This window comes from Quyinboa mangrovi, assembly GCF_042219825.1.
Classification (GTDB): domain Bacteria; phylum Bacteroidota; class Bacteroidia; order Bacteroidales; family UBA5342; genus JBHJHP01.
Genome location: NZ_JBHJHQ010000004.1, coordinates 18,987 through 44,116 on the forward strand (window position 1 = coordinate 18,987; position 25,130 = coordinate 44,116).

At 37.6% G+C, this 25,130-nt stretch carries 18 protein-coding genes and 1 tRNA gene; 16 read left to right on the forward strand and 3 right to left on the reverse strand.

Annotated features, from left to right (window positions below):
• Positions 1-4 precede the first annotated feature (4 nt).
• The 4 genes from ACE1ET_RS08880 (at position 5) to ACE1ET_RS08895 (ending at position 3,124) form a co-directional block, all read left to right on the forward strand.
• On the forward strand, positions 5-748 hold the full coding sequence (locus ACE1ET_RS08880; RefSeq protein WP_375728036.1) for a LytR/AlgR family response regulator transcription factor: 744 nt from the start codon (positions 5-7) through the stop codon (positions 746-748).
• A 32-nt stretch (positions 749-780) separates the two neighbouring features.
• On the forward strand, positions 781-1,137 hold the full coding sequence (locus ACE1ET_RS08885; protein ID WP_375728037.1) for a DUF4180 domain-containing protein: 357 nt from the start codon (positions 781-783) through the stop codon (positions 1,135-1,137).
• A 96-nt stretch (positions 1,138-1,233) separates the two neighbouring features.
• Positions 1,234-1,857, forward strand: coding sequence for a hypothetical protein (locus ACE1ET_RS08890; protein ID WP_375728038.1), 624 nt, complete (start codon positions 1,234-1,236; stop codon positions 1,855-1,857).
• Positions 1,858-1,954: 97 nt separating this feature from the next.
• The gene (locus ACE1ET_RS08895; RefSeq protein WP_375728039.1) at positions 1,955-3,124 is read left to right on the forward strand and encodes a hypothetical protein; all 1,170 of its coding nucleotides are present in this window, start codon (positions 1,955-1,957) and stop codon (positions 3,122-3,124) included.
• 222 nt (positions 3,125-3,346) lie between these two features.
• Here the strand turns inward: ACE1ET_RS08895 and ACE1ET_RS08900 are convergent, their stop codons facing one another.
• Complete coding sequence (locus tag ACE1ET_RS08900; protein WP_375728040.1) at positions 3,347-4,756, reverse strand: ligand-binding sensor domain-containing protein; 1,410 nt, start codon at positions 4,754-4,756, stop codon at positions 3,347-3,349.
• A gap of 315 nt (positions 4,757-5,071) precedes the next feature.
• Here ACE1ET_RS08900 and ACE1ET_RS08905 point away from each other — a divergent pair, with 315 nt between their 5' ends.
• Positions 5,072-6,001: an ROK family protein gene (locus ACE1ET_RS08905; RefSeq protein WP_375728041.1), complete on the forward strand. Its 930-nt coding sequence runs from the start codon at positions 5,072-5,074 to the stop codon at positions 5,999-6,001.
• Between the two features lie 37 nt (positions 6,002-6,038).
• Positions 6,039-7,217: an MFS transporter gene (locus tag ACE1ET_RS08910; protein ID WP_375728042.1), complete on the forward strand. Its 1,179-nt coding sequence runs from the start codon at positions 6,039-6,041 to the stop codon at positions 7,215-7,217.
• A 511-nt stretch (positions 7,218-7,728) separates the two neighbouring features.
• Here ACE1ET_RS08910 and ACE1ET_RS08915 read toward each other — a convergent pair.
• A tRNA-Pro gene (locus tag ACE1ET_RS08915) sits at positions 7,729-7,802 on the reverse strand.
• Between the two features lie 256 nt (positions 7,803-8,058).
• Positions 8,059-9,063 carry a DUF2027 domain-containing protein gene (locus ACE1ET_RS08920; protein WP_375728043.1) on the reverse strand — a complete coding sequence of 335 codons (1,005 nt, stop codon included), beginning with the start codon at positions 9,061-9,063 and terminating at the stop codon, positions 8,059-8,061.
• A 41-nt stretch (positions 9,064-9,104) separates the two neighbouring features.
• Here ACE1ET_RS08920 and ACE1ET_RS08925 point away from each other — a divergent pair, with 41 nt between their 5' ends.
• The 10 genes from ACE1ET_RS08925 (at position 9,105) to ACE1ET_RS08970 (ending at position 25,122) form a co-directional block, all read left to right on the forward strand.
• Entirely contained in the window at positions 9,105-10,307 is a 1,203-nt protein-coding gene (locus ACE1ET_RS08925) for an S-adenosylmethionine:tRNA ribosyltransferase-isomerase (RefSeq protein ID WP_375728044.1), read from the forward strand.
• A 69-nt stretch (positions 10,308-10,376) separates the two neighbouring features.
• Positions 10,377-12,374 carry a tetratricopeptide repeat protein gene (locus tag ACE1ET_RS08930; protein WP_375728045.1) on the forward strand — a complete coding sequence of 666 codons (1,998 nt, stop codon included), beginning with the start codon at positions 10,377-10,379 and terminating at the stop codon, positions 12,372-12,374.
• A gap of 462 nt (positions 12,375-12,836) precedes the next feature.
• The gene (locus ACE1ET_RS08935; protein WP_375728046.1) at positions 12,837-16,022 is read left to right on the forward strand and encodes a SusC/RagA family TonB-linked outer membrane protein; all 3,186 of its coding nucleotides are present in this window, start codon (positions 12,837-12,839) and stop codon (positions 16,020-16,022) included.
• 20 nt (positions 16,023-16,042) lie between these two features.
• Positions 16,043-17,521, forward strand: coding sequence for a SusD/RagB family nutrient-binding outer membrane lipoprotein (locus ACE1ET_RS08940; protein ID WP_375728047.1), 1,479 nt, complete (start codon positions 16,043-16,045; stop codon positions 17,519-17,521).
• Between the two features lie 17 nt (positions 17,522-17,538).
• Entirely contained in the window at positions 17,539-18,246 is a 708-nt protein-coding gene (locus tag ACE1ET_RS08945) for a BT_2262 family domain-containing protein (RefSeq protein WP_375728048.1), read from the forward strand.
• A gap of 18 nt (positions 18,247-18,264) precedes the next feature.
• On the forward strand, positions 18,265-18,756 hold the full coding sequence (locus ACE1ET_RS08950) for a lipid-binding protein (RefSeq protein ID WP_375728049.1): 492 nt from the start codon (positions 18,265-18,267) through the stop codon (positions 18,754-18,756).
• A 158-nt stretch (positions 18,757-18,914) separates the two neighbouring features.
• A complete protein-coding gene (locus ACE1ET_RS08955) occupies positions 18,915-19,616 on the forward strand; it encodes a hypothetical protein (RefSeq protein WP_375728050.1) in 702 nt (233 codons plus the stop codon).
• An 11-nt stretch (positions 19,617-19,627) separates the two neighbouring features.
• On the forward strand, positions 19,628-22,381 hold the full coding sequence (locus ACE1ET_RS08960; protein ID WP_375728051.1) for a TonB-dependent receptor: 2,754 nt from the start codon (positions 19,628-19,630) through the stop codon (positions 22,379-22,381).
• On the forward strand, positions 22,371-23,525 hold the full coding sequence (locus ACE1ET_RS08965; RefSeq protein WP_375728052.1) for a DUF4249 domain-containing protein: 1,155 nt from the start codon (positions 22,371-22,373) through the stop codon (positions 23,523-23,525). The genes ACE1ET_RS08960 and ACE1ET_RS08965 overlap by 11 nt, the downstream gene beginning before the upstream one ends.
• Positions 23,518-25,122, forward strand: coding sequence for a hypothetical protein (locus tag ACE1ET_RS08970; protein WP_375728053.1), 1,605 nt, complete (start codon positions 23,518-23,520; stop codon positions 25,120-25,122). Before ACE1ET_RS08965 ends, ACE1ET_RS08970 begins: the two co-directional genes overlap by 8 nt.
• Positions 25,123-25,130 lie beyond the last annotated feature (8 nt).

Genomic DNA, 25,130 nt, shown 5'->3' on the forward strand with positions numbered 1-25,130 from the left:
GAGCATGATACATTGCGTCATTATAGATGATGAGGTCAGGGGCAGGGAAAATCTTGTCACTCTTGTAAAATTACATTGTCCTGAAATTAGTGTTACCGGAACTGCAGATGGTGTTTCTGACGGATTTGAACTTTTGAACCAAACAAAACCGCAGTTACTGTTTTTAGATATTGAAATGAAGGATGGAACCGGCTTTGATCTGTTAGCCAAATTTAAAAATCCGGCGTTTGAAGTCATATTTGTTACTGCATTCGACCACTATGGTTTAAATGCGGTAAAATTCAGTGCTGTTGATTATATTTTAAAACCCATTGAGTCAAATCAACTCGTGAAAGCAGTTGAAAAGGCTAAACAACGGATTAAGCTAAAAGAAGAAAATATACGTTTGCAGAATTTGTTGCATAATATCTCACAGCCTGACAGAAATAAGAGAATCGCTCTTCCATTTGTTGATCATATTGATTTTGTGGAGGTAAAGCATATCATACGTCTGGAAGCCGATGGGAGTTATACCAGATTTATCACAACAACAAGTAAGGAACTTATGGTGTCGGGGAGCCTGAAAGAATTTGATGAGATTCTCTCGGTACATGGTTTTATACGCACACATCAGGCCCATCTGATTAATCCAGAATTTGTTAAGACTTTAATAAAATCGGACGGTGGTTACCTGATTATGATGAATGGGGATAATGTGCCGGTTTCCCGGCTGCGGAAAACTGATGTGATTCAAAGTTTAAAGGGATAATTTGTATATAATCAATAGGAAGTAAGCTGACGATGAAAATACACAAACATAAAACAGGTGAAGGACATATTGCTGAAGTCGAATCAGAAGGTATCGTAATTAATTCCGCGGAAGATGCACTGAATTTGCTTGGCAATATGTATTACCAGGGCATAGAAAAGATTATCCTGCATCAAAAGAATATTACCAATGAGTTTTTTAAACTGAAAAACGGGATGGCCGGAGAAATACTGCAGAAATTCTCAAATTACCGGATGCGGCTGGCCATAGTTGGTGATTTTACTAAATATGATAGTAAGAGTCTGAACGATTTTATTCGCGAAAGCAACAAAAACAGGCACATTAATTTTGTTGGTTCGCTGGATGATGCACTTTCGGTATTAAACTAAACTAACTTTTGAAGCACTGTTCTGATGACATTTTTAGTCCGCTGCGATGTAAGGGTATAAACTGAACGAACGGTTTATCATCTAACATCAAGGCTAATGAAATACTTAAATGGTGAAAAACGTCTTTTACTGCTGATTTCGGTAGTATTCATTTCAATAAACAGTCCGGCACAATACTGGAAAACAAGGGACCAGTCTCAGCTGAAAAACTCTGTCAATATAGGACTGAATGGTTTTTATACATCCTCGCTGTATATTAATTACGGAAGGATGATATGGCCAAATCATGAAATAGTTATCGGTATTCCGCTTATTTCGGTGCCTGATTATCCGGAAAAAGGTTTTTTTCTGAATTACCGCTATCATTTTAAACCAAAAATCAATTCGCTGTTTGCAGGTCTGTTTTATAATTATTCTCAAATTGATGGTATAGTCAACTACTCCACGTATAATGGTGATATCCTGACCTCGTCACATGATTATCCCCATGTGACTTCCAACAGGTCTTTTGGTGTTAATGTGGGTAAAAAATGGGTGACAAAGCCTGGAATCTGTTTTACAGCCAGAATTGGATATGGTTTTAACCGATTTAAATCTGAGTGGAGTGAAGGCTATCCTGATGTTGAATTTATGAATGATACAGATAATACGATGAACGTTCTGGGGCACATTGATTTTGAACTTTCAGTAGGGTATGCCTTTAATTTTGTGCGGAAATAACGCAAAGGTTATTCAGGACAAATAAAAATGGACATCATTTTCTGATGACATTATCCCATGCTTTCGATGTAATGATGTAGTCACTTAATTTTTTGTTATGAAACGCATTCAGTTTATACTTATATCAATTCTCGTGCTTCTTGCTGCATGTAATGGAGGCAGATCGCAGAATACTACAGAAAACGGAGCGGCAACAGAACAGTTTGGTTTAGATGCCAAAACAGAAAAAACAGGTTGGTTTTCCGGATCAAATAAAAAACAGATACATGAATTTAAGGATGCCCGAACCGGTCTGGTGGTTTATACCGAAGAGTTTCCATCTGCATGGCAGGTGATCAGCAAGCCCAGTTATACCATGGATCAGAAATTGCCGGTGTTTTTAATGCAGATACAGGGCCCGGATAATCTGAAGGTTTTCAATACGCCAATTAAAATGTACTTTACCTACGATAATCAGCAGATGAACCAGTATTTAATGAATTCCGGAATGTCACAGATGGTAAGCCCTGAAGCATCTAACCAGCAGATATTGCAATATGAAGTGCAAGGCAGAATGCAAAAAAGCGGATTTGTCTATCAGGGCGAACGGAATATCCCGGAACTGAATAATTTTATTCAGGGAAAGATAAATGAGATGAACATTCCAAATTTTTATTTCAAAATATTAAATACCGAATGGACCAATAATAAGGGTGAAAAGGCTTTGGTTATCATTTCAAAATATATCCTGAAGCAACCGGACCCTTTTATGGGTGGTTCAACGGTTTGGTATTATTCTACGGAATATTTGTTTTCCAGAGAATCGGTTTATGAGAATGCCGTGACCCAACTGACCGGGTCTGCCATCAGTATGAAAGAAAATCCGAAGTGGGTGCAATACAGAAACCTGTTGACCCAGCAACGTATACAGGAATCCATGCGGCAGCATCAGGCTAATATGCAAAGCCGTCAGGCCGCATTTGATGCCCATCAGCGTAAAATGAAAGGCATATATGCCGCTCAGGATGCGAATTATAAATCATTCATGAACCGGAACTTTGGGAGCGGAAGTGATAATTCTCAACACCAGTTTCTGAATATGATCAACGAACAGGAAACGGTTTATAATCCCGCAACCGGGAATAACTACCAGGTAGATGCCGGTTCCACGGAATACTGGATGGACAGCCAGGGGAATTATATTCAGAATGATGACTTGTTTTATAATCCTAACGGCGATATCAACCTGAATGACCGTGAATGGACAAAGGCTCAAATTGTTCCCTGATAAGTTGTCAAATGAAACAGATTTAGTTAAACATAAATAGCTTTCAATTTTATACCTGTTAGCCTGAATTATCCGATATAACATGTGATTTACACAGTGACTCATCCGGGAACGACCGTTTTCGGATGAGTTCTTTGTGAATTTATTTTGCTTAGTTTTTTTAAAGTCAGCAGGATTGACAGTATCGTAGAAAATTTACCAGCGAAAATTTCAGCATTGAGTTTATTTGAAACAAACAGAAACGCCGTTTTCGGTTATGACCCATATATTTTCCTGTTTATCTTCAAAAATATGTTTTATGGTGTTAGACGCTAATACATCCTCTTTTGTGTATCGGGACCAATTATCACCGTCAAATTTATAGATACCTTTATTATTTACACCGAGCCAAATATTGCCGGTACTATCCTTAAATCTGTAATTATACCACCAGGCTTCATCATCGCTTTCCGTTACAAAAACCGGATTCCATGTATCTTCTTCCAGTTTTTGCAGGTATTTGTTGTCGCTGCAGGCCCATATATGGTCGTTACGATCTTTGATGATCCAGTTGTATTTGCCTTTTAACAGTCCATTGTTGGTTGTGTAGGTTTGCCAACTGTTCCCATCGAAAACAGAAACACCATTTTCTCCTCCAATCCAGAAATTTCCGTCACCAGGACTATTTGCAGAATAGATAGGAAATACAAAGCCATCTTTTTCAAAATTATAACTGGTCCATTTATTATCCTGGTAAAAACTCAAGCCTCTAAATACATTATAATTATGTGACTTTGTAAATGCCCATATTCTGTTTTTGTCGTCAACATAAAGAAAATATACCCAGTCAGCAGCAAGTCCGTTCTTTTTTTTGTAGGTTGTCCATTCACTTCCGTTATAACTTTGTAATCCATATTTATTGCCCAACCATATATTACCATCATTGTCCGTTACCTGGCAATCCAGTTCTGTTTGTTTTACTCCATTATAAATCTGCCAGTTTTCACCGTTCCATATACGGAATCCATTGTAGGTCAATACCCAAAAGTTCTTATATTTATCTGTAAAGAACTGTTTGAAGTGTTTGTTTTTTTCTAATGTTCTCATAGCTGTTCTTCCTGCCATGCCAGGATAAATTTCCCACTCTGTGCCGTTAAACCTGTACATTAACCCGATAGTCCATTTCTGAGTAAAATCTCTGGGAAACAGTTCAAATTTTTCTAAAAATGCCCAGATATAACCCTGTGCGTCCATACTATAATATTTAATGGTAAAACCCTGCCAGCCAAATCTTTTGTTCCATTGTTCCCTGTGGAACTGCCACTGTTTACCATCATACTCAATAAGGCCTGTTTTTGTGCCTAACCAAACATGTTCGCTAGGATCTTCGTTCATATACATAATGTCTTCAAATACAACCTGCTCACCAGTAACGGTATCTGTTATTTGATCAATATTTTTCCAAACATTGCCATCATAGATATTCACGGTATGACCTGTGAGTAACCATACATCTCCTGATTTACAAACCAGATGTTTTCTTGCATAATTGCCATCCAGTCCATTTTCAGTATTGAAGCTTTTCCAGTTGCTTTGACTTAAGACTGAGAAAGAGGCTAAATAAAACATGATAAATAAAAACAGATTTTTCATTTTAATTTGGTTTAAACCTGAAAATCAGAATATATTTAAATTATATTAAGCGATGAATTGATTTTGTGATTGGTATTGATTTTCAGATATTTATTACCTATAAATTTAGGCAAAAAAAATAAATGTTTTATCCTGAGGGTGATAAAACAAAATATTTTATTGTCTTTAATTTTTTGAAATTTATCTTAAATAGGTAATCATAAAATTAAGGAGATTCGGCATCTTTATTCTTTTAGATTAATGAGTAACAGGATGTGCTAAATTGTACTAATTTAGATAAAACACTATTATTAATAAAGCATTCGAATTTTAATAATGAAGCGATATTCAATAGGAGTTGATATTGGCGGAAGCCATATTAGTTGTGCCCTGGTCGATATGTACGAGGGCCACATTATGAAGGATAGTCATACCGAAAGAAAGGTTGATAACAAAGCAACGGCAGATGATATTTTATCAGCCTGGGCTGATGCTTTAAAGGCAACGGTTTCGAAAGTTGGAGAAGATAATGTTGCAGGTGTTGGCTTTGCCATGCCCGGACCATTTGCCTACGATACGGGCGTGGCCATGTTTGATGCATCAGTTGATAAATTTGAAAAGCTGTACAAGATTGATGTGGCTAAGGAATTAGCATCACGTTTAGGATTGGATGTGCCATATCGTTTTATGAACGATGCCTCGGCTTTTGCAGTCGGTGAAGCCTGGTTGGGCGAAGCCGCGGATGTCAATGCCAGTGTTTCGATAACCCTTGGAACGGGTTTCGGGTCAGCATTTATTTCTGATGGTGTACCGGTAGTGGAGGCAGAAGGTGTTCCCCCGATGGGTTGCGTGTGGCATTTACCTTTTAAGGATGGCATCGCGGATGATTATTTTTCTACACGCTGGTATATGGCCCGCTGGGAAGAAATATCCGATGAAAAGGTAGATGGTGTAAAGCCGGTGGCAGAAAAAGCTGAAACTGACGAAAGGGCACAGGCCGTATTTGCCGAGTTCGGAACCAACCTTGGAACCTTTTTAGGCCCCTGGCTGAAAAGCTTCGGAGCAGGAAAACTGGTTATCGGCGGTAATGTGACCGGTGCTTACAATCTATTTGGTCCTGCCTTCGAAGATGTATTAAAACAACAGGGTGTCACAACCCAAATTGTCCTGTCCGGACTTAAGGAAGATGCGGCTATCATTGGCAGCGCCCGGATGCTTGACGCAGATTTCTTTGCAAAGATTAAACCGGTTCTGCCGAAAATGTAACTAACAACGATACTAACCACTTAACACATCAGATACTATGGCTAAAAAATCAACATTTATAAAACTACTTCCTGTTTTGTTCGGATTCTTTGTAATGGGATTCTGCGACATCGTAGGCTTTTCATCCGATTATGCCCAGGAAGCCTTTGGGTGGTCCAATACAATGACAGGCTTTATACCATCCATGGTGTTCGTCTGGTTCCTGTTCCTGGGAATTCCCATTGGCACCAAAATGAACCAGTGGGGAAGGAAAAATACCGTGATGATCAGTATGGTGATTACCGTACTTGGAATGATCATACCCTTGGTAAACTATAACGGTGTCACCACAATGATTGCCTATGCACTGCTTGGAATAGGTAATGCCATATTGCAGGTATCACTGAATCCCCTGCTGAGCAATGTGGTTCCCGATCAGAAATTTCTCACCAGTAGTCTTACGGCAGGTCAGGTGGTAAAAGCCATCTCATCGTTATTGGGACCACAAATCGTATTATTGGCGGTTAATAAATTCGGAAACGGCGATAACGAACTGTGGTATTACAGCTTCCCGATTCTGGGTGCGATCACTCTGTTCTCGGCTATCTGGTTACTGCTGACCCCGATTCCCAAAGAAGTTGTTGCTGATGATGAGCATACCACCTCGTTTAAGGATACCTTTGCCTTGTTAAAGGATAAAAAGATACTGATCCTGTTTTTTGGAATTTTCTTTGTGGTAGGTGTGGATGTGGCCACGAACTTTATCAGCTCCAAACTCATGACCACACGCTTTGGATGGGAAAAGTCGGATGCAAGTATCGCCCCGCAGATCTATTTCTTCAGCCGTACGGTTGGTGCTTTGCTCGGCGCATTCCTTATGACAAAGATCTCGGAGATGCGGTATTTTAAAATCAATATCCTGCTTGCCATAGTAGTTGGCCTGGTGCTGGCCTTTGTGGAGGTGGAGATGGTAAACCTTGTGGCCATCGGCGCTATTGGTTTCCTGGCGTCCTGTATCTTCCCGATCATCTATTCCATGGCAGTACAGGCAAGGCCGAAAAAGGCGAATCAGATATCCGGTTTAATGATCACAGCGGTAGCCGGTGGAGGTGCAGTTACGCCATTGATAGGTGCCGCAACAGATGCTATTGGAATCATCGGTGGTGTATTTGTCATTCTCGCCTGTATTCTTTATCTGACATACTGCGCGTTTGGTGTAAAAGTTGAAAATGCATAATAATAGTGATCACGCTAAAATATGCAAAGGGTTTCGCTGCTGCGAAACCCTTTTTGTATTAAAGTCAGGAGGACCGACATTTCTGTAGAAAACAGTTTGTGTGAAAATAACAGAAACTCTGAAGGAGTGAAAGAATGTATTTACCGGATTACCTATTGTTGGTCGGTGATCAGGAATGGGGGAGATGCTCAAACAAAATCCCTGATTCACTATCGTGAATCTCTTTTATTTTGTGTAAAATGAATCATTAGCAAATAAGGTGAATAAGTCCGAAGGACTGACATTTTTGTAGAAAACAGTTTGTGCAATAATCACAGAAACTCTGAAGGAGTGAAAGAATGTATTAACTGGATCACCTCCTGCTGGTCGGTGATCTGATATTAGGGGAGATGCTCAAACAAAATCCTGAATGCTACGCATTCTTTAATTTTTTATTTTCCTCCATCTTCAAATGAATTTGGAATGTCGTCAAATAACAAAATCCTTTCGCATTGCGAAAGGATTTTGTTTGTCGGGGTGGCCGGATTCGAACCGACGACCTCGTCGTCCCGAACGACGCGCGCTACCGGGCTGCGCTACACCCCGTACTCTTTTCCGGGCGCAAATTTATAAAAAATTAGTTTGGTACGGATTTAAATTTCTGTTTTTTAAAATAAATATTCCTTAATGTCCGATTAAAGCTTCAGTGATTCCTCGCTACACTCGGAATGAACCTAATATCATGTCATTCTGAGCGTAATAAAATGAAGTGAAGAATCCTAAGTTATATTGATTATTAACCGGACAAAAATAGAAATTCCCCAAATTTTAAATCTTGGTTCTTGTGTCTTGGTTCTTGCGTCTACATAATTACCATCGTTGCTCCAAATCCGTATTCCCTGAACGATGCATCCTGGTGTCGCATTTTTTTGCGGTCCAGTTCTTTGCGTAATTCGGTTTTTAACGTGCCGTTTCCAATCCCATGAATAAACACGATGCGTTTGCCCTTATTGGTTTTATTTTCTTCCAGCACTTCTCTGAATTTTGCCATCTGATAATTCAGAATATCTGCATTGCTCAATCCCGATAAGTCGTCCAGCAATTCATTAATATGCAGGTCCACTTCCAGAATGGCATTTTTATCCTGAACCGGCTTAGTTTCCTTTTTAGGCGTAAAATCTTTTTCCAGCTTTACGTTTTCAATACTTTTTTCTGATAGTTGTTCAATTCCCTCGTAAAAATCATTTTTAATAATCGGGTTGATTACTGCAGGTTCATCAAAATAGTCGTTTGGTTTAAAACGCTTTGGTTCAAATTTTTCCGGTTTCAGGGTGACCGCAAAATCAACAACCCGTTTCTTTTCAAAAGGCTTGTCAATTTTAAAGAACTGTCCGTTTATCCATAGTTTCTGATTTTCCAGCAAAACCCTTTTTTCGTACGAATCCAGAAGAATTTTTGTGTTGGGTTCAATTACACCGTGAGCGACAATCTGTGATTTGTTGCCTTTTATCAATGCACACAAATACTGGCAAAAATAGTTGCTGTCGTTCACAAGATAAAGGTCCGTGTCGTCAACTTCAAAACTTTTCGGATCGCCTGGTATCCATGCAAAAAGAAGGTTAAGCTGTTCATTTTCAGGAGAATTTATTTCGGTATACTGGTACGTTTCTTTTACGGGTGCCTGAATCTGCTGCCTGACCGGTTCCGGCTCTGAATCCTCAACCTTAATACACTCGGTGATTAAAACAGGCACTTCAAAACCGTCATCCTGCAATACCACGGCAATCTTTTTATCCCTGATAGAGATTACTTTACCACCTCCCACATCATTCAGATACTTTATCTGGTCACCAACTCTGATATTCATGATTAATATTTTAGACTATTTTTGTAGCAAAATTAAGATAAATGGATGACCCGCAAAAAATAGATATCAACTTATTCAATTATTCTCTTCCTGATGAAAAAATTCCACAATATCCTTTAAAGGAAAGGGATGCATCAAAATTATTATTGTATAAGGGCGGACAGATTTCAGAAACCGTATTTAATAAAATAGGGGAACATCTTTTGCAGGACTCCTTGCTGGTGTTCAATAATACAAAAGTTATTCATGCACGGCTGCATTTTCGAAAAGCTACCGGTGCGCTCATCGAGGTTTTTTGTTTGGAACCTGTTCATCCTACCCAGCATCTCCTGGCCTTGCAGGCAACAGGCGAAGTAACCTGGAATTGCATTGTGGGGAACCTTAAAAAGTGGAAGTCCGATGTATTGAAAATGGAACTTTCTGTTGAAGGTAAAGCAACAGAGTTGAATGTTGAAATCGTAGAACGTAAGGAAGGTTCGGTGAATGTAAAATTCTGGTGGGACAACAATGTAGCTTTCTCCCAGATTCTGGAAGTAGCAGGTAATATTCCCATTCCACCTTATCTTAACCGTTCTTCGGAAGAGTCGGACAAAAATACCTATCAAACAGTTTATGCAGAAATAGACGGCAGTGTGGCTGCTCCAACAGCGGGTTTGCATTTTACAAAAAAAGTATTGAATGATCTTTCGAAGCGCGGTTTTGAGCAGGCAGAGGTGACCTTACATGTGGGAGCCGGAACGTTTCAGCCGGTGAAGAGCGAAAAGATTGGTGATCATAAAATGCATAAAGAAACCATCTTTGTATCTAGGAATGTTATTGAAAAACTGATTAAAACCGCTGGGCCTGTTATTGCCGTTGGTACAACATCTGTAAGAACGCTGGAGTCGTTATATTGGCTCGGTGTAAAAGCCTTAAAAGGACTCTGTATTGATGTGCTTGACCAGTGGGAACCATATAATCTGGGTGATGAAATTGCAGTGAAAGATGCTTTGTCTGCGCTATTGAACCATATGAAACTGAACGATCAGGAGTTTGTTTCGGCTTCAACCGGAATAATTATAGCACCTGGTTACAATTTCAGAATTGTGAAGGGCATTGTAACTAATTTTCATCAGCCCCGCAGTACCTTGTTGTTACTCATTTCCGCTTTTGTAGATTCGGATTGGAAAAATATTTACGATTATGCCCTGAACCATGACTTCCGGTTTTTAAGTTATGGTGACAGTTCATTGCTGTTGAAATAATGTAAGAACTCCCTTCCCGGCGAATAGGTATCTTCTGTTTTCATCCTTATATTTGCTTTTTATCGAAAAATGGGGTTGAGAACGCAACATATAGATACGGATAACAAGGAGTTTCAACAGGCGCTTCAGATTATTGAAAAAAGCAGTCAAAGCCTTTTTTTAACTGGGAAAGCCGGTACCGGTAAATCTACGTTTCTGAAATATATCTGCGAGAAGACCCGGAAGAAATATGTGGTACTTGCGCCAACCGGGATTGCTGCCATCAATGTTGGCGGTCAAACCATTCATTCTTTTTTTAAAGCGCCTTTCAGACCTGTTTTGCCCGATGATCCGGATTTATCAACTGCCAAGGGACGTATTTTTGATTTTCTCAGGTACAGAAAAAAACACAAAAAGCTTATTAAGGAACTGGAGCTCGTGATTATAGACGAGATTTCTATGGTTCGGGCTGATCTGGTGGATTTTATCGACAGGGTTTTAAGGGTCTATTCACAAAATATGCGGATTCCTTTTGGTGGAAAGCAGGTGTTGATGGTAGGAGACGTGTTTCAGCTTGAACCGGTGGTCAGGCGTGATGACTGGAATATTCTCGGACGGTTTTATAAGTCGCCGTTTTTCTTTTCTGCCAATGTGTTCAGCCAGATTGACCTGGTATCGGTGGAATTGAAAAAGGTTTACCGTCAGAAGAATGAGAATTTTGTTAAACTTTTGGATTCTGTTCGGATTAACAATTTGTCAGAAGAAGCACTGCACGCACTTAACTCAAGAGTTAACAGGTCGTTTGAACCGGACGAAAAGTCAAAAGAGCTTTTTATTACACTGGCTACACGCAAAGATACCGTGGATTACATCAACGAAAAGAACCTGAAAGATCTGCCGTCTGTCAGTTTTGAGTATAAGGGAAAAATAGAGGGCGAGTTTAACGAAAACAACCTGCCCACATCGTTGAACCTGGAGCTAAAAGTGGATGCTCAGGTTATGTTCATTAAAAACGATCCGGAAAAGCGTTGGGTAAACGGATCGCTTGGAAGAATTATACATTTGGATGATGAAGATATTGGTGTGATGCTTGAAGACGGGAACGAAGTTCTGGTGGACAAAATGGTGTGGCGTAACATTAAATATGAATACAATGAAAAGGAAAAGCGGATCGAAGAAAAAGAACTGGGGAATTTTGTGCAGTTTCCTTTGCGTTTGGCCTGGGCCGTTACTGTGCATAAAAGCCAGGGGCTGACGTTTGATCGCGTTATTATTGATATGGGTGAGGGCGCTTTTGCTGCCGGTCAGACTTATGTGGCGCTTAGCCGCTGTACATCGCTTGAAGGAATCGTTTTAAAACAACAGTTGAGACGAAAAGATGTATTTGTGAAAAAGGAGGTAGCTGATTTTTCACATCAATTTAATAATGAGCAGCTCATTAAGGGAAGCCTTCAGAAAGCGGAATCTTTCGGGAATTATCTGAAGGCACTTGAAGCTTTCAATACAAATGATTTCCAAAATTCGCTGGAATTTTTCCAAAAGGCGCAATTACAAAATGATATCACAAATCAACCATTAATAAAACGTTTTATAGCCATTAAACTGGCAGGGCTTGCTGCCTATAAAGAAAAACTGAAGAAGGAGAGCCTCAAGAAAATGGATATGATATCTGATTTTTCAGATATGGCAAAAGAGTTTTATGTGATGGGTAATGAATGTGCGACAAAAATTAAGGATCATAAATCAGCTTTGGCCAACTACAATAAGGCCATAAAGCTTAATCCGTTATTTTACGATGCGTATATCCGGAGAGGAAATACCTATATTAATCTAAAGGATTATCATAAGGCAGAAGAAGATTTTTCAAAAGCTATCCAGTTAAAACGTAAGGAATTTAAAGGCTATTTTAATCGTGGAAAGCTCTTTTTGAGCCTGAAAAGATATGAAGCTGCCATTGACGATTTAAAAGAAGCCACCTATCTTAAACGTGATCATGCACAGTCTTTTAGGCTACTCGGTGATGCCTATTCAAAAAATGGCGAACCGGTTTTAGCTGCAGAAGCCTGGGAAAAGGCTCAAAATTTGTGAATTTAACATAATAACATGACATATGTCATATAATTGAGATTGTTGCTTTTAAATTGACATTTTGATAGTAAAATTTCTGTATGGAAATTTCTTTTATTTAAAATTTGAATTATATTTGACACATGTAGATTTGTGAATGTGTAGTAGTACAGGATATCACATTAATTTTTTTAACAAATTTGGTTCTTACTTAATATTTTTTAACTTTGCTATTTAGGGTTCAGAAAGAAATTGATGTTAAGAGAAACAAAGAAATTCCATTTAGCAGTTGACTATTAATGAAAACTTTAGCGTTATTGTGAAAAAATATATTTCTTTTCCTTTAAACCACTTTGAGTTTTTAATGTTATTTAGTTTTCCTGTTAAATAAGGGGTTTCATATTTGTCAATAATTTAAAATTTTTAACTTTGCTTAAAGTCGTTTAACTAAACAAGGTAAATTAATAATTAAAATCAAGTTTTATGAGAAAGCTATTACTAATGTTTACCTGGTTGTTTTGTGTGATGGCGTTTGTTAATGCACAAACCAAACAGATTACAGGTACTGTTTATTCTTCAGAAGATGGCGGTACCTTACCTGGCGTGACAATCCAGGTTAAAGGGACAACCCTCGGGACCATCTCCGATGCTGATGGTAAATATTCAATTCAGGTTCCCGATGATGCAGCAGTTCTTAGTTTCTCCTTCGTTGGAATGGAGACTATGGATGTTGAAATCGGAAGTAAAACCACAATTAATGTTACACTTGAACCTTCGCAGGTTTCTATTGATGAGGTCGTTGTAACTGCTTTGGGTATTAAGAGGAAAGAAAAAGCACTGGGTTATGCTGCTACATCTGTTAACAGCGATGAGATTGTAAAGTCTCAAACCAACGATGTTATGAGTGCTCTTTCCGGTAAAATTGCCGGGGTGGACATTTCTACAAGTTCATCTTCACCTGGTGCATCAAATGCGGTTATTATTCGTGGTATGTCCTCATTAGGTGGTGCTAACCAACCACTATATGTTATTGATGGTGTACCTATCATTAATAATACTGTGGCGAGTACATCTTTAAACGGTGGTTACGATTTTGGTGCAGGTAACCAGATGATCAACCCCTACGATGTGGAGTCAGTAACAGTACTTAAAGGTTCTGCAGCATCTGCACTTTATGGTAGCCGTGCAAAGAATGGTGTAATTGTTATTACTACTAAAAGCGGTAAGAAAGATCAGGATATCAAAGTTGAAATTAACGGAACTGTACAGATGAGTGATATCCTCAGACTTCCTGAATACCAGAATGAATTTGGTATGGGTTGGGATGGTCACCACACATTGATTGAAAATGGTTCATGGGGACCAAAATTTGACGGTTCTATGCGTCTCTGGGGTACAATATATAATAACTCACAGAAATTAAAGCCGTTCGTTGCACAACCTAATAATCTGTATGACTTTTTCGATTATGGAATGAAATATTCAAGTAATATCTCAGTGTCCGGAGGTAATGGTAATACTACGTATTATGCTTCTTTATCTCAGGTTGATGATAACGGAATTATTCCTGAAGATCATGACAGACTGAAGAGATATACAGCAAAATTCAGAGGTACACATGAATACAAGAATTTCAAAATTAGTACCAACGTAAATATATCAAAGCAAAATAACGCTTTTGTGCCCACAGGTCAGGGATTTACTATAATGAATAACCTTTCTCAGATTCCAAGGGATATTAGCATTGTTAGTTTAAGGGATTATAAAACAGATGCGTTTAATAGTCTGGACTATTATTTTACTCCTTATGGTGTTATCAACCCATATTACGCGTTGGATAACCTGTACACTACTTATAGTTCACAGAAGGTGTTCGGTGGTATTGAAATGGAATATAAAATTACCAATGAGTTATCTGTTCGCAACCGTTTAGGTTATGATGCGACAGATTATGAGCAAAAGATTGCCAGCCCAAGATTGGTAACTACACCAGGAACACCAAACTTTGAGGAAGTTTCTGATCCGGGAGGTGTATTAAAATCAATGACCAGAAGAAATGAAATTAACAATGACTTTTTCATTAATTATATGAAAGAAGTTGGTGATTTTGATTTCACCTTGATTTTAGGTACTTCACTTCTTTCAAGAACATATAGTGATGTTAGTGCAAGTATTGCGAACCTTTCTATTCCTGATTTTTATGATTTATCAAATACAGCAGAAACGCCAACTGTTGGGGAGTATTACTCTAACTACAGGGTATTTGGTGCATTTTTTAACGCAGAAATTGCTTACAAGGATTTGTTATTTCTTACTTTGACAGGAAGAAGAGACTATTCTTCTACTTTGCCTAAGGAAAACAACTATTATGATTATCCTGCAGCACAGGTAAGTTTTGTATTTTCTGATCTTTTGTCGGATGACTTACAACGTGTTATCTCACTGGGTAAAGTAAGGGCTTCCTGGGGACAGACTGGTGCCGACGCGGGACCATATTTATTGGATCCGTATTTTGTAGCGGCTTCCGTAGGCAATCCATTCGGAAATATTAATTTTCCGTTGAGCCAGGTTAATGCTTATGAAGTGGGTAACAGACTTGCTAATATTACATTACAGCCAGAGATTCGTACGGAATATGAATTTGGTTTACAGATGAATTTTTTCACCGGACGTGTTGGTTTTGACCTGACTTATTATAATGGTGTATCAAACAAACAGATCTATAATCTGGAAATGGCACCATCAACCGGTTATACTTCACAGACGACAAACCTTGGTGAAATTACAAATAAGGGTATTGAGCTGCAGGTAGATCTCGTTCCAATTAAGACTCGGAATTTCAGATGGAACCTTTCCTATAACTACTACAAAAACGATGAAAAACTCGTATCCTTACCCGATGAGTTGGGTAATAAAGTTAACCTAGGTGGATTAAGTACTGTTGGATTTGTGGCCATAGTCGGAGAACCTCTGGGATTATTTGAACTGACTGTTCCTCAGAAAACAGCTGACGGAAGAATAGTTGTGGATAGTGATGGTTTACCGGTAGCTGCAGCAGAAAAGGCGATTGTGCCAAAAGCTGCGTATGACTATAGCATGGGTATGACCAACACATTTACCTATAAGGATGTAAGTTTAAGTTTTGATATCGATTACCGGCAGGGTGGTTTGATTTATTCCAGAACTAAAGACATCAATATGTTTACTGGTAACCTTAAAGAAACTATTTATAACGACAGAAATCCATTTGTTGTACCGAATTCTGTTAACGAAATTGCAGATGCTGATGGTGTAATGGATGCTGATGGCAGCGAAGAATTTGATTATGTTGAGAATACTGTTCCTGTAAATAACTCTACAATTGTTTCCTTCTTTATGGACGGTCGTGAAGAACTGGACAGGGCTTTCTTGTTGCCCAGAACATTTGTTAAGTTAAAAAACGTTTCGTTGAGTTACAGTTTGCCTAAAAAGCTTTTAGCTTCTACACCGCTTTCAGGTGTGAGTGTTTCGGTCTATGGTAACAATCTGTGGCTCTGGACACCAACGGAAAATTATCTGATTGATCCTCAGGTAACAACATTTGGTAATGATATTAACAGTAGATATGGTGAATTCTCTGCTAATCCACCTACAAGAAGCTGGGGTGCAAATGTGAAAATTACGTTTTAATTGAAAAAATGAAATATATCATGAAAAAGATAGTATTATTAATAACAATTACAGCTCTGTTTCTTGGAGGTTGTTCGGATTGGCTGGATGTCAATAAAGATCCAAACGTGCCGACAGATGTGAATACGGAGTTAATCTTACCTGCAGCAGAAGCTTCTATTGCGGTAAGACTGGGTGGTAACCTGTTCAATGTTACAGGATTTTTTGCACAGTATTGGACACAGGCTCCGGAAGCGAACCAGTATAACTCAATCACTACGTATGATTTACGTACTGATTTTATGGATAATGATTATACTGAAATGTTCGCAGGTGCTTTGAACGATCTGGAAAGAATCAGAACAAAGTCTGTTGATGCTGAGGACTGGGGTAATTATTTAGTTGCTACCACACTTAGAGTTTATGCTTATCAGATTTTAATCGATATGTTTGATCAGGTTCCTTTCACAGAAGCTTTAAAGGGAACGGAATTTCCACAGCCTAAATGGGATAATGGTCAGACTGTTTATGCAGCTTTACTTGCGGAAATTGATGAAGCAAAAAGCAAACTGAATTCTGACTCAGAAGTTGCAAATACAGACCTTATCCTTGATGGAAGTCTGGATGAGTGGATTGGATTTGCAAATGCATTAAAACTGAAACTGCTGATGCGTGAAAGCGATGTGGTTAATGTAACATCTCAGGTGAATGCTTTAATGAGTGAAGGCATGTTCATGACTCAGGATGTTGCTTTTTCTGGTTTTCAGAATGAAGTAAATAAGCGTAATCCATGGTATGAAACGACCAAACAGTTAAATACAGATGCTAACCACGTGGCAACAGTTAATATTATTCGTTTTATGGCTTCAAAAAGTGATCCAAGAATTGGCACTATTTTTAATCTTGCAGCAAACTCTGATACTTATGAAGGTATGTATCCTGCACTTAAAGAGATTGAACTTGGTCATTTAACTGGTGACTATAGCAGACCTTTCCTGTCTCCTACTCAACCGGTTTATCTATTCACAATGGCAGAACTCCATTTATTCATGGCTGAGGCTGAATTAATGTTAAATAATAGCGCTGCAGCAGCTAAACCGCATTTTGAAGCGGCCATTGACGCCAGTCTTGCTCTTCATGGTTTAGATGCAGATCCAACATTATATAATGCACCGGGTAGCAGTTATTATTTTGATGAAACTGCTTCACAGAATGCATTGCACGAATTGATTTTTATGCAGAAGTGGGTTTCATTGTGTGCTGTAAATAATTATGAGGCTTGGTGTGAAATGAGAAGGTCTGACGTTCCAAAATATTTTGGAAACATGGATGATTTTGGTGATGGTTCAACATATGTTGCAGGTCAGTATCTTGACCCGGCTAAAAACTTATTGCCCGATGGAGTCTATTATCCATACAGACTTCCATATCCGGATGCAGCTAAAAGTACAAATGAAAATACTCCAAGTTTAACTGGTACAACCGGATTTACAACTAAAGTATGGTGGGATACTAAATAATAAAATGAATTAGAATTATGAAAAAAGGAATATATATATTAGGACTTTTCACCGCGCTGATAGTTGTACTGTCAGGCTGTGAGAAAAAAATTACCTCCTGGGATAATTCAAAAATTACCTATTTTGTAACTTTTGAGCTTGAAGGTGATCAGGTAATGACAATTCCGGTAGGACAGGCCTATGCCGAGCCTGGTTATAAGGCTATGGAAGGTGAAACCGATGTAACTGGTGATGTTGATGTATCAGGTTCTATTGACCAAAACAGTTTGGGAGTGTATACTTTGACTTATTCTGCAGTGAATGGGGACGGGTATTCTTCAAGTGTTTCAAGAACAGTTATTGTTTACGATCCTTCTGCTCCTTCTGATGATTTTTCCGGAACTTATACAACTGCAATTACCCGAACTGAAAGTGACGGTACGAATCCAAGGGATTATGCGGCAGAAATGACAATTACAAAAGTTGCTCAGGGTATATTTTATGTGGATTGTCTTTTAGGCGGTACATATTCTATTGGTTATGGATACGGTGCAAGTTATGCAATGACAGGTTATCTTTCACTGAATTCTGATTACACGCTAACGCTACTTTCCAGTTACGTGCGTGGATGGGGCGACGGTTTGGAAGGATTCCAGAATGGTGTTTATGATCCTGTAACAGGATTACCTTACTGGGAGTCAATTTATGCAAGTGGCGATATTTATGCAGTTACAGCTAGTAAATAATTTTAAAATTGAATTACAATGAATAAGTTTATAAAATACATTATGGTTCTTGCTGTTATTGTTGGATTTGCAGCATGTCAGGAAGATTACGAGCCAGGTGGTACAGCCGTGCAGGATATGGCTGGTACCTGGTGGGTTAATATGTCTGTTATGGACGCTGATGGTAACCTTCTCGGAAGTTATGGCTATTATCAGTTATTAACTTACAATACATCTGATAATAGTACAGATAGTATGTGGGTGACAGATGATGGAAATTTCTGGGATTATAAAGTGAAAGTTGGAATAAATTATTCCAATAAAACTTTTACTATTAATGAAGGTAAAGATCTCATCTGGGACGATAATACAACTATCGAAAATGGTAAAATAATGGCTGGTGCAGCAACTGCTCCTTCAGGAACAGTCACCGACAGTATTTACTTTGAAGTTCAATGGGCAAGTGACCCGGGATATACCTATATCGGTTCAGGATACAGGTATACAGGATGGCCTGAAGATGATCATTAGTAAATAAATCTAAGTATTAATATAGATAGAGAGCTGTATTGTATAAATACAGCTCTCTCTGTTGTGTAACTAACCTATGATGTATATCACAAATATGACGTAAGTCGTATATATTGTCTATAAGTTATGTTATCTTTGTTTCCTTTTGAAAAAAATGCATGAAGTACAAAATATTTCTACCACTAATTTTAGTTTGGGGATTGTATAGTTTTGCTGCAAATAGCCAGATAAATGCTAATTCTCTTATGGAATCAGAACAGTGTGATAAGAGCATCCCACAGTTTATAACTACTGGAGTGGAATATCTTAATCCAAATCCGCAAGCTGAAGGCAATCCTTTTTTATTTAACGAAGTATTTATAAATTCTGATCTTTATTTCAGAGGCACATATATAAATGATGTGCTAATGAATTATGATGTTTTTAATCAGTCTTTTGTTTTAAACTATAAAAATGTTCTCGGAGGAGAGGTTAGGGTCATTTTACCTCAGGAGTATATTGATTCGGTTTATTTAGGGGATTTACTTTTTATTGCGGTTGATTTGGACTCGGCCAACACCAGGTATTTCAATGTTTTTGCGGAAAGTGGAGAACGAAAAATTATGATTGCTTATAAAAAGTTATATCAAATATCCAGTGGTCCGTCACAGAGTAGTTATCATTTTTCTGATTTGATTCAAACTTATTTTCTGATGGAGAAAGGTAAACTATATAAAATCAATAGAATAGGACATATTCGGAAATATCTGAGCGAAGAAGAAAATGCGCGTTTTAAGACTTTTATAAAAGGACACAGGTTGAGGTTAAGAAAATCTACACCAGAAGAGTTTAAGCAACTCCTTCAATATATTAATAATTGAAATTTTGTGTTATGAGGAGTGCACTTTTTGTGATATTGGTTTTATCATTTTATACCGGAATTAGTTTTGGACAGGATAGAATATCTGGTAATTATTATAATACCGACTGGAATGATTTTGTTAACGAAATTGAAGGCCAAACCAACTTCCATGTTTTTTATGATTCAATACAAACCAGGGAGATTCTTGTTAACGCTTTGTTGAGTAATACTCCTGTTGAAAGAGTTCTGTCTTCGGTATTAAAGCCTGTATCCTTAAATTTTCTTATTCGGGACAGCAGCATATATATATATAAAGGAGAGCCAGTTATTACAAAACTGAATTTCATTAATGTTGCAGATACTGCGGTTGAAATAAAGTCGTATGATATGGATTCTGAAAACGGTTTTATGCCTGGGCAGTATCGTTTTGAAAATATAGAAAAAGTTATTGTTGGAGAAAACCAGGGAAATTATTCAAAACCAGTCTCGGTTAAAATATATATTCAAAGCATGGAGGATGGAGCACCGATTCCGGGAGCCAGCCTGTATTTTGATGAGGAAGGAAAGGGGACAATATCTGATCTTGAAGGATATATAAATCTTGATTTAGTTCCGGGGAAGTATAATGCGACATTAAATTATATAGGCCGGGATGAAAAAAACATTGAACTGGATGTAAGGGGGCCTGGAATAGCGCATATTGAACTCATGAAAAAGGCTATCCCCATCAAGGAAGTCACAGTAAGGCAGTCAGTCAATAACACCGTGGCTAATATGAATACGGGATTTGAACGAATGGAATACAAAACATTAAAAGATTTACCAACTATGTTGGGGGAGAATGATGTGCTCAAAGCCGTACAAATGCTTCCCGGTGTTGAAAGTGTTGGCGAAGGAACCAGTGGGTTGTATATCAGAGGGAGTAACGCTGATCAGAATTTGGTATATTTTAACAGTATTCCTGTTTATAATACGTCACATTTATTTGGTTTTTTCTCAGCGTTTAACGGAGAGCTCATTAATGACCTGAACCTTTATAAAAGTCATATGCCAGCCAGTTATGGAGGTCGTCTGGCATCTGTTATGGAATTAAATTCCAAGAATGGTGATCTTCGAAAATTTAAAATGAGTGGTGCGATAAGTCCGATAACTGCAAGTATAATTGCTGAGGTGCCTGTTATTAAAGATAAAGCTTCAATTATAGCATCTTACCGGTCAACGTTTAGTGACTACATTTTATCACGCTTAGAATCGCCACTTTATAAACAAAGCAGTGGTGGGTTTAACGATCTGTCAGTATCAGCTAATTATCTACTTTCTTCAACATCTTCAATTAAAGGAACAGTATATTACAGTAAAGATCAGTTTCAACTGGGTACGCTTAATAAATATGAATATTCCAATAAGGGATATTCTGTGGTATGGAAAAAGGTATATAATACAAACCTGGCAACAAAGCTGGAGTTGGCGGGTACTGATTATTTTAATCAGAATTTTACACTGGACCCTGTAAGTCATGGATATAAAAAGTCATATTCCTTATTACATAATGAAGCTAAATTTATATTGACATATTCTAAGATTAAAAACAACATTTTCAAAGCCGGGTTAGATGGTATTCTTTATAATATTAACAGAAGTAATGTAGAGCCCCTTGAAGGATCAGTTATAACCGAAATTCCTATAACCAACGAGAAAGCAGTTGAAACAGCTGCCTTTTTAAGTGACGAGATAGAATTGACTAAATTCCTGAAACTATACCTGGGAATAAGGTATAGTGACTATTTTTATTTGGGTCCGAAAGATATTAATACATATATAAGTGGTATTCCAAGAAGTGATCAGAATATTGAGAAAGTAACTTCGTATGCAAATAATGAAGTAATTAAGAACTATTCGGGGGGGGAATTAAGAATGGCCATGAATTATATGCTTAACGAAAATAACTCTATTAAAGTATCGTTCGATCAGGGACAACAATACTTGTATCTGCTTTCAAATACGAATGCCATATCTCCACAGGATCAATGGAAACTGAGTGATAGTTTTCTTAAACCATCAAAAGGTTATCAGATGTCACTTGGATATTATAGATCAATTAATTATCCATCAATGTCTTTGTCTCTGGAGGTTTACAAAAAGAGTATTGATAATGTTCTGCAGTATAAGGATGGTGCTAATTTGATAACAAAGGATAATATTGAAACCGAAGTTTTGCAGGGGCAGCAGGATGCATATGGGATAGAGTTTATGCTTAAGAAGAATAAAGGGATTTTAACCGGCTGGTTTTCATATGCCTATTCAAACTCGTCAATACTTGTAGATGGAAATGAACCCTGGCAAAAGATCAATAACGGATTAAAATATCCATCAGATTATGATATACCGCATTCTGTAAATTTCTATTCCGTGTTAAGGGCGAGTAGAAGATTGAGCTTTGCTACAAATGCCGTATATGCTACCGGACGGCCTATGACATATCCACAGGGACTATATTATGTAAACGGTTTGCCATTTTTTGATTACAGTAGCAGAAATGCAGGAAGGATCCCTGATTATTTCCGAGTAGATATGTCAGTTAATCTGGAAGGTAATTTGAGGCGAAAAAAAGCATTTCATAGTTGGTGGAGTGTCGGAGTATATAATGTTACCGGAAGAAAAAATGCTTATTCTGTATTTTTCAGATCTGAGGAAAAAGGTTTACAAGGGTATAAGCTTTCCATTATAGGAGTGCCTGTATTTACGGTTACCTGGAATTTTAAACTGGGGAATTATGAGAATTAGTATAATAACCATAATAATTACATTTCTGCTAAGTTCATGCATTGAACCATTTATGCCGGATACTGATTCTGTAAACAGTGGAATTGTTATAAATGGTTCAGTAGAAAATAGAGAAGGATATCAGTTTATTTACGTTTCAAAGACATCGTTAATTACTGAGCAGATAAACAATCCGGTTTCAGGTTGCACAGTATTTGTAGACGACAATGCCGGAAATGGCTACTATTATGATGAAATTGCCCCTGGAGTTTATCAACGTTGGTATGCCGGCGATGATTTTGTATATAACAGGATATATACGTTACATGTTAAGACTCCTGAAGGTGAAGAATATGAAAGCGCACCGGAGACATTAGCTTATGTAGCGGAACTTGATACAGTTATGGCGGAAAGAGGGGTTGAAATTACTACAATACCGAAACTGTATTATGAAGGATTGCAGTTTACAGCGGACGTGAATTTCAACTCAGCTGCAAGTCCGTATGTTTTATTTGAGTTAACCGAAACCTGGGAATTTGAAGTGCCATTACCTATTGATTTTCTTTTTGATGATTCCGGTATTTACATGGCTCCGAATTCCTACAAGCAATTGAAGAGATGCTGGAAAACCCAAAAGGATAATCGGATTTACCTGGGCAGTTTAGCTGGAATAACCGGGAGTACTGTCGATGATATCCCTTTACAGTTTGTAACGATTGAATCCTCTAAGTTGCAAAAACGATATAGTGTGCTGGTGAAAATGAAATCTATAAGCAGCGATGCGTATATTTATTTCGAAGAACTTAAAAAACGAGTGCAGGAGTCAGGTTCTCTTTATGAGACACAACCTTCACAGCTTTATGGCAATATTAAGAATATAAACAATGAAAAAGAAAAGGTACTGGGGTATTTTTTCGCATCAGGAGTTACAGAAAAAAGGTACTTTATTAATAATGATTTTGGTTTTAGAACACATGAATTTGATGGCTGTATTTTAACTGTTCCAACAGATATTGCGGATTTAAATGAGTCGTTATATCCATATTATTTGTCGACAATAAGATTCGGCGAAAATGCAGGAGAGATGGGGATTGCTCAAAAGTACTGTTTTGATTGTATTCTTGCCGGAGGAACAACACTTAAACCGGATTTCTGGAATGAATAATAGGTTAACATACATAGTGTTTTTTGTGATTCAGTTTTTAGTTGCTGCATCAGGACAAAACAAACCAGACAGGAATGTACTGACAGAAGAGTACGTTTTTAGTATTGACAGGACGGTATATGTGGCAGGAGAAGATATATTTTTCAGTGCATACAATCTCCAGCAGCATTCTATTTCAAGTACGGTATTTTATGTTGATATTGTTACAGAAGAAGGGACCGCTGTATCTAAAGCATGTTATTTTATTAATTCCGGAAAAACTTCAGGAAAAGTAAGACTTCCTGCTGATCTGCCAGACGGAATTTATAAGGTTAGAGGTTACACCAGAGTGATGAGGAATTTTGGGTTAAATTCTTTCAATACCGTCATCATAAATGTTATAAATCCAACTTACAAAAACAGTAAGTATTTTTATTCTGATAGTAACGTTGTGAAAAATATGGGAGGTATTTTATTCCATGATTCCATTTTAACTCATACACGTAGCGAGGTAAGGCTGTCAGTAAAGTCAAAACATAGGTTTAACAAAATTCTTTCCATTAGTGTGGTACCTGAGGTTTCACTGACTGCAGGCACTTTTTCTCAAAGTAATTTAATTAGTGGAGATAGCTTCAGCATTTCGCCCGAATTGCGTGGTCAGATGGTGTCAGGAAAGGTGGATATGAATTCAGTTTCAAGCCAGTCATATGATATTCGGATGTATTATTCTTCGCCGGGTAGTTATCCGGTTTTTCTCATTTCACGTATTGATTCCCTGGGTCAGTTCTGTTTTGAACTTCCCCCTGGTCTGGGCAAACAGATATATATCGTTAATTCGGATCTTCAATATTTAAGTTTTAAAGTGCTTGCTGAATATGAAACAGAAGGTAATTCTTTTTCTGTTCATAAAACTATGATTGAAAATGAAAAGATACTGGAATTGTACAAAAAAATGATGCTAAATGCCCAGATCGCGAACAGATTTGTAGAGAAACATGAAGAGGAAAAGAGCAGGTCTTTTTACGGAAAACCTGAAATAATAATAGATACGGATGACTTTATTGAACTACCTTCTGTAACAGAATATATAAATGAATTATCAACTCATGTATTAATTCAGTCTCAGTCGGATACAAAAAAATTCTTAATTCTTGATGGATTGAAAAAGATTGTGGATCGCTCATATTCACCGTTGGTTTTAGTTGACGATATATATTATTCTAATATCAATAACATTTTGGAGATAAATCCTCTTTTGTTAGACAGATTTGAAATCATAGACAGAAAATTTATTGTAGGTGATTATACCTTCAGTGGCTTAATCAATATTAAATCAGATGACAGAAATCTGGCTGGTCTTAAGTTGCAGAAAAATGCTGTTACAGGAACTATTGAATATTGCCAGCAACCCTTTTATGGGAAATGGATATCAGATTCTGATATAAATTCAGTGAAACCTTTGGTACAAAACTGTATATACTGGAATACTGATATATCCCTGAATGAAGATGTTCGATTTAATACAGGAGATATCAAAACAAATTATGTAATTAAAATATGTGGTTTGGATAGTAATAATAAGCCTCTGATACAATATCAAAGGCTTATTGTTAACTGATGTTGTTA

What these genes read in the sequence shown, in the direction of transcription:
- ACE1ET_RS08905 (WP_375728041.1), top strand. Translation starts at nt 5,072, where the DNA reads ATGAAGCGATATTCAATAGGAGTTGATATTGGCGGAAGCCATATTAGT.
- ACE1ET_RS08885 (WP_375728037.1), top strand. Translation starts at nt 781, where the DNA reads ATGAAAATACACAAACATAAAACAGGTGAAGGACATATTGCTGAAGTC.
- ACE1ET_RS08965 (WP_375728052.1), top strand. Translation starts at nt 22,371, where the DNA reads ATGAGAATTAGTATAATAACCATAATAATTACATTTCTGCTAAGTTCA.
- ACE1ET_RS08920 (WP_375728043.1), bottom strand. Translation starts at nt 9,063, where the DNA reads ATGAATATCAGAGTTGGTGACCAGATAAAGTATCTGAATGATGTGGGA.
- ACE1ET_RS08940 (WP_375728047.1), top strand. Translation starts at nt 16,043, where the DNA reads ATGAAAAAGATAGTATTATTAATAACAATTACAGCTCTGTTTCTTGGA.
- ACE1ET_RS08970 (WP_375728053.1), top strand. Translation starts at nt 23,518, where the DNA reads ATGAATAATAGGTTAACATACATAGTGTTTTTTGTGATTCAGTTTTTA.
- ACE1ET_RS08910 (WP_375728042.1), top strand. Translation starts at nt 6,039, where the DNA reads ATGGCTAAAAAATCAACATTTATAAAACTACTTCCTGTTTTGTTCGGA.
- ACE1ET_RS08925 (WP_375728044.1), top strand. Translation starts at nt 9,105, where the DNA reads ATGGATGACCCGCAAAAAATAGATATCAACTTATTCAATTATTCTCTT.
- ACE1ET_RS08895 (WP_375728039.1), top strand. Translation starts at nt 1,955, where the DNA reads ATGAAACGCATTCAGTTTATACTTATATCAATTCTCGTGCTTCTTGCT.
- ACE1ET_RS08955 (WP_375728050.1), top strand. Translation starts at nt 18,915, where the DNA reads ATGAAGTACAAAATATTTCTACCACTAATTTTAGTTTGGGGATTGTAT.
- ACE1ET_RS08930 (WP_375728045.1), top strand. Translation starts at nt 10,377, where the DNA reads ATGGGGTTGAGAACGCAACATATAGATACGGATAACAAGGAGTTTCAA.
- ACE1ET_RS08880 (WP_375728036.1), top strand. Translation starts at nt 5, where the DNA reads ATGATACATTGCGTCATTATAGATGATGAGGTCAGGGGCAGGGAAAAT.
- ACE1ET_RS08950 (WP_375728049.1), top strand. Translation starts at nt 18,265, where the DNA reads ATGAATAAGTTTATAAAATACATTATGGTTCTTGCTGTTATTGTTGGA.
- ACE1ET_RS08945 (WP_375728048.1), top strand. Translation starts at nt 17,539, where the DNA reads ATGAAAAAAGGAATATATATATTAGGACTTTTCACCGCGCTGATAGTT.
- ACE1ET_RS08900 (WP_375728040.1), bottom strand. Translation starts at nt 4,756, where the DNA reads ATGAAAAATCTGTTTTTATTTATCATGTTTTATTTAGCCTCTTTCTCA.
- ACE1ET_RS08890 (WP_375728038.1), top strand. Translation starts at nt 1,234, where the DNA reads ATGAAATACTTAAATGGTGAAAAACGTCTTTTACTGCTGATTTCGGTA.
- ACE1ET_RS08960 (WP_375728051.1), top strand. Translation starts at nt 19,628, where the DNA reads ATGAGGAGTGCACTTTTTGTGATATTGGTTTTATCATTTTATACCGGA.
- ACE1ET_RS08935 (WP_375728046.1), top strand. Translation starts at nt 12,837, where the DNA reads ATGAGAAAGCTATTACTAATGTTTACCTGGTTGTTTTGTGTGATGGCG.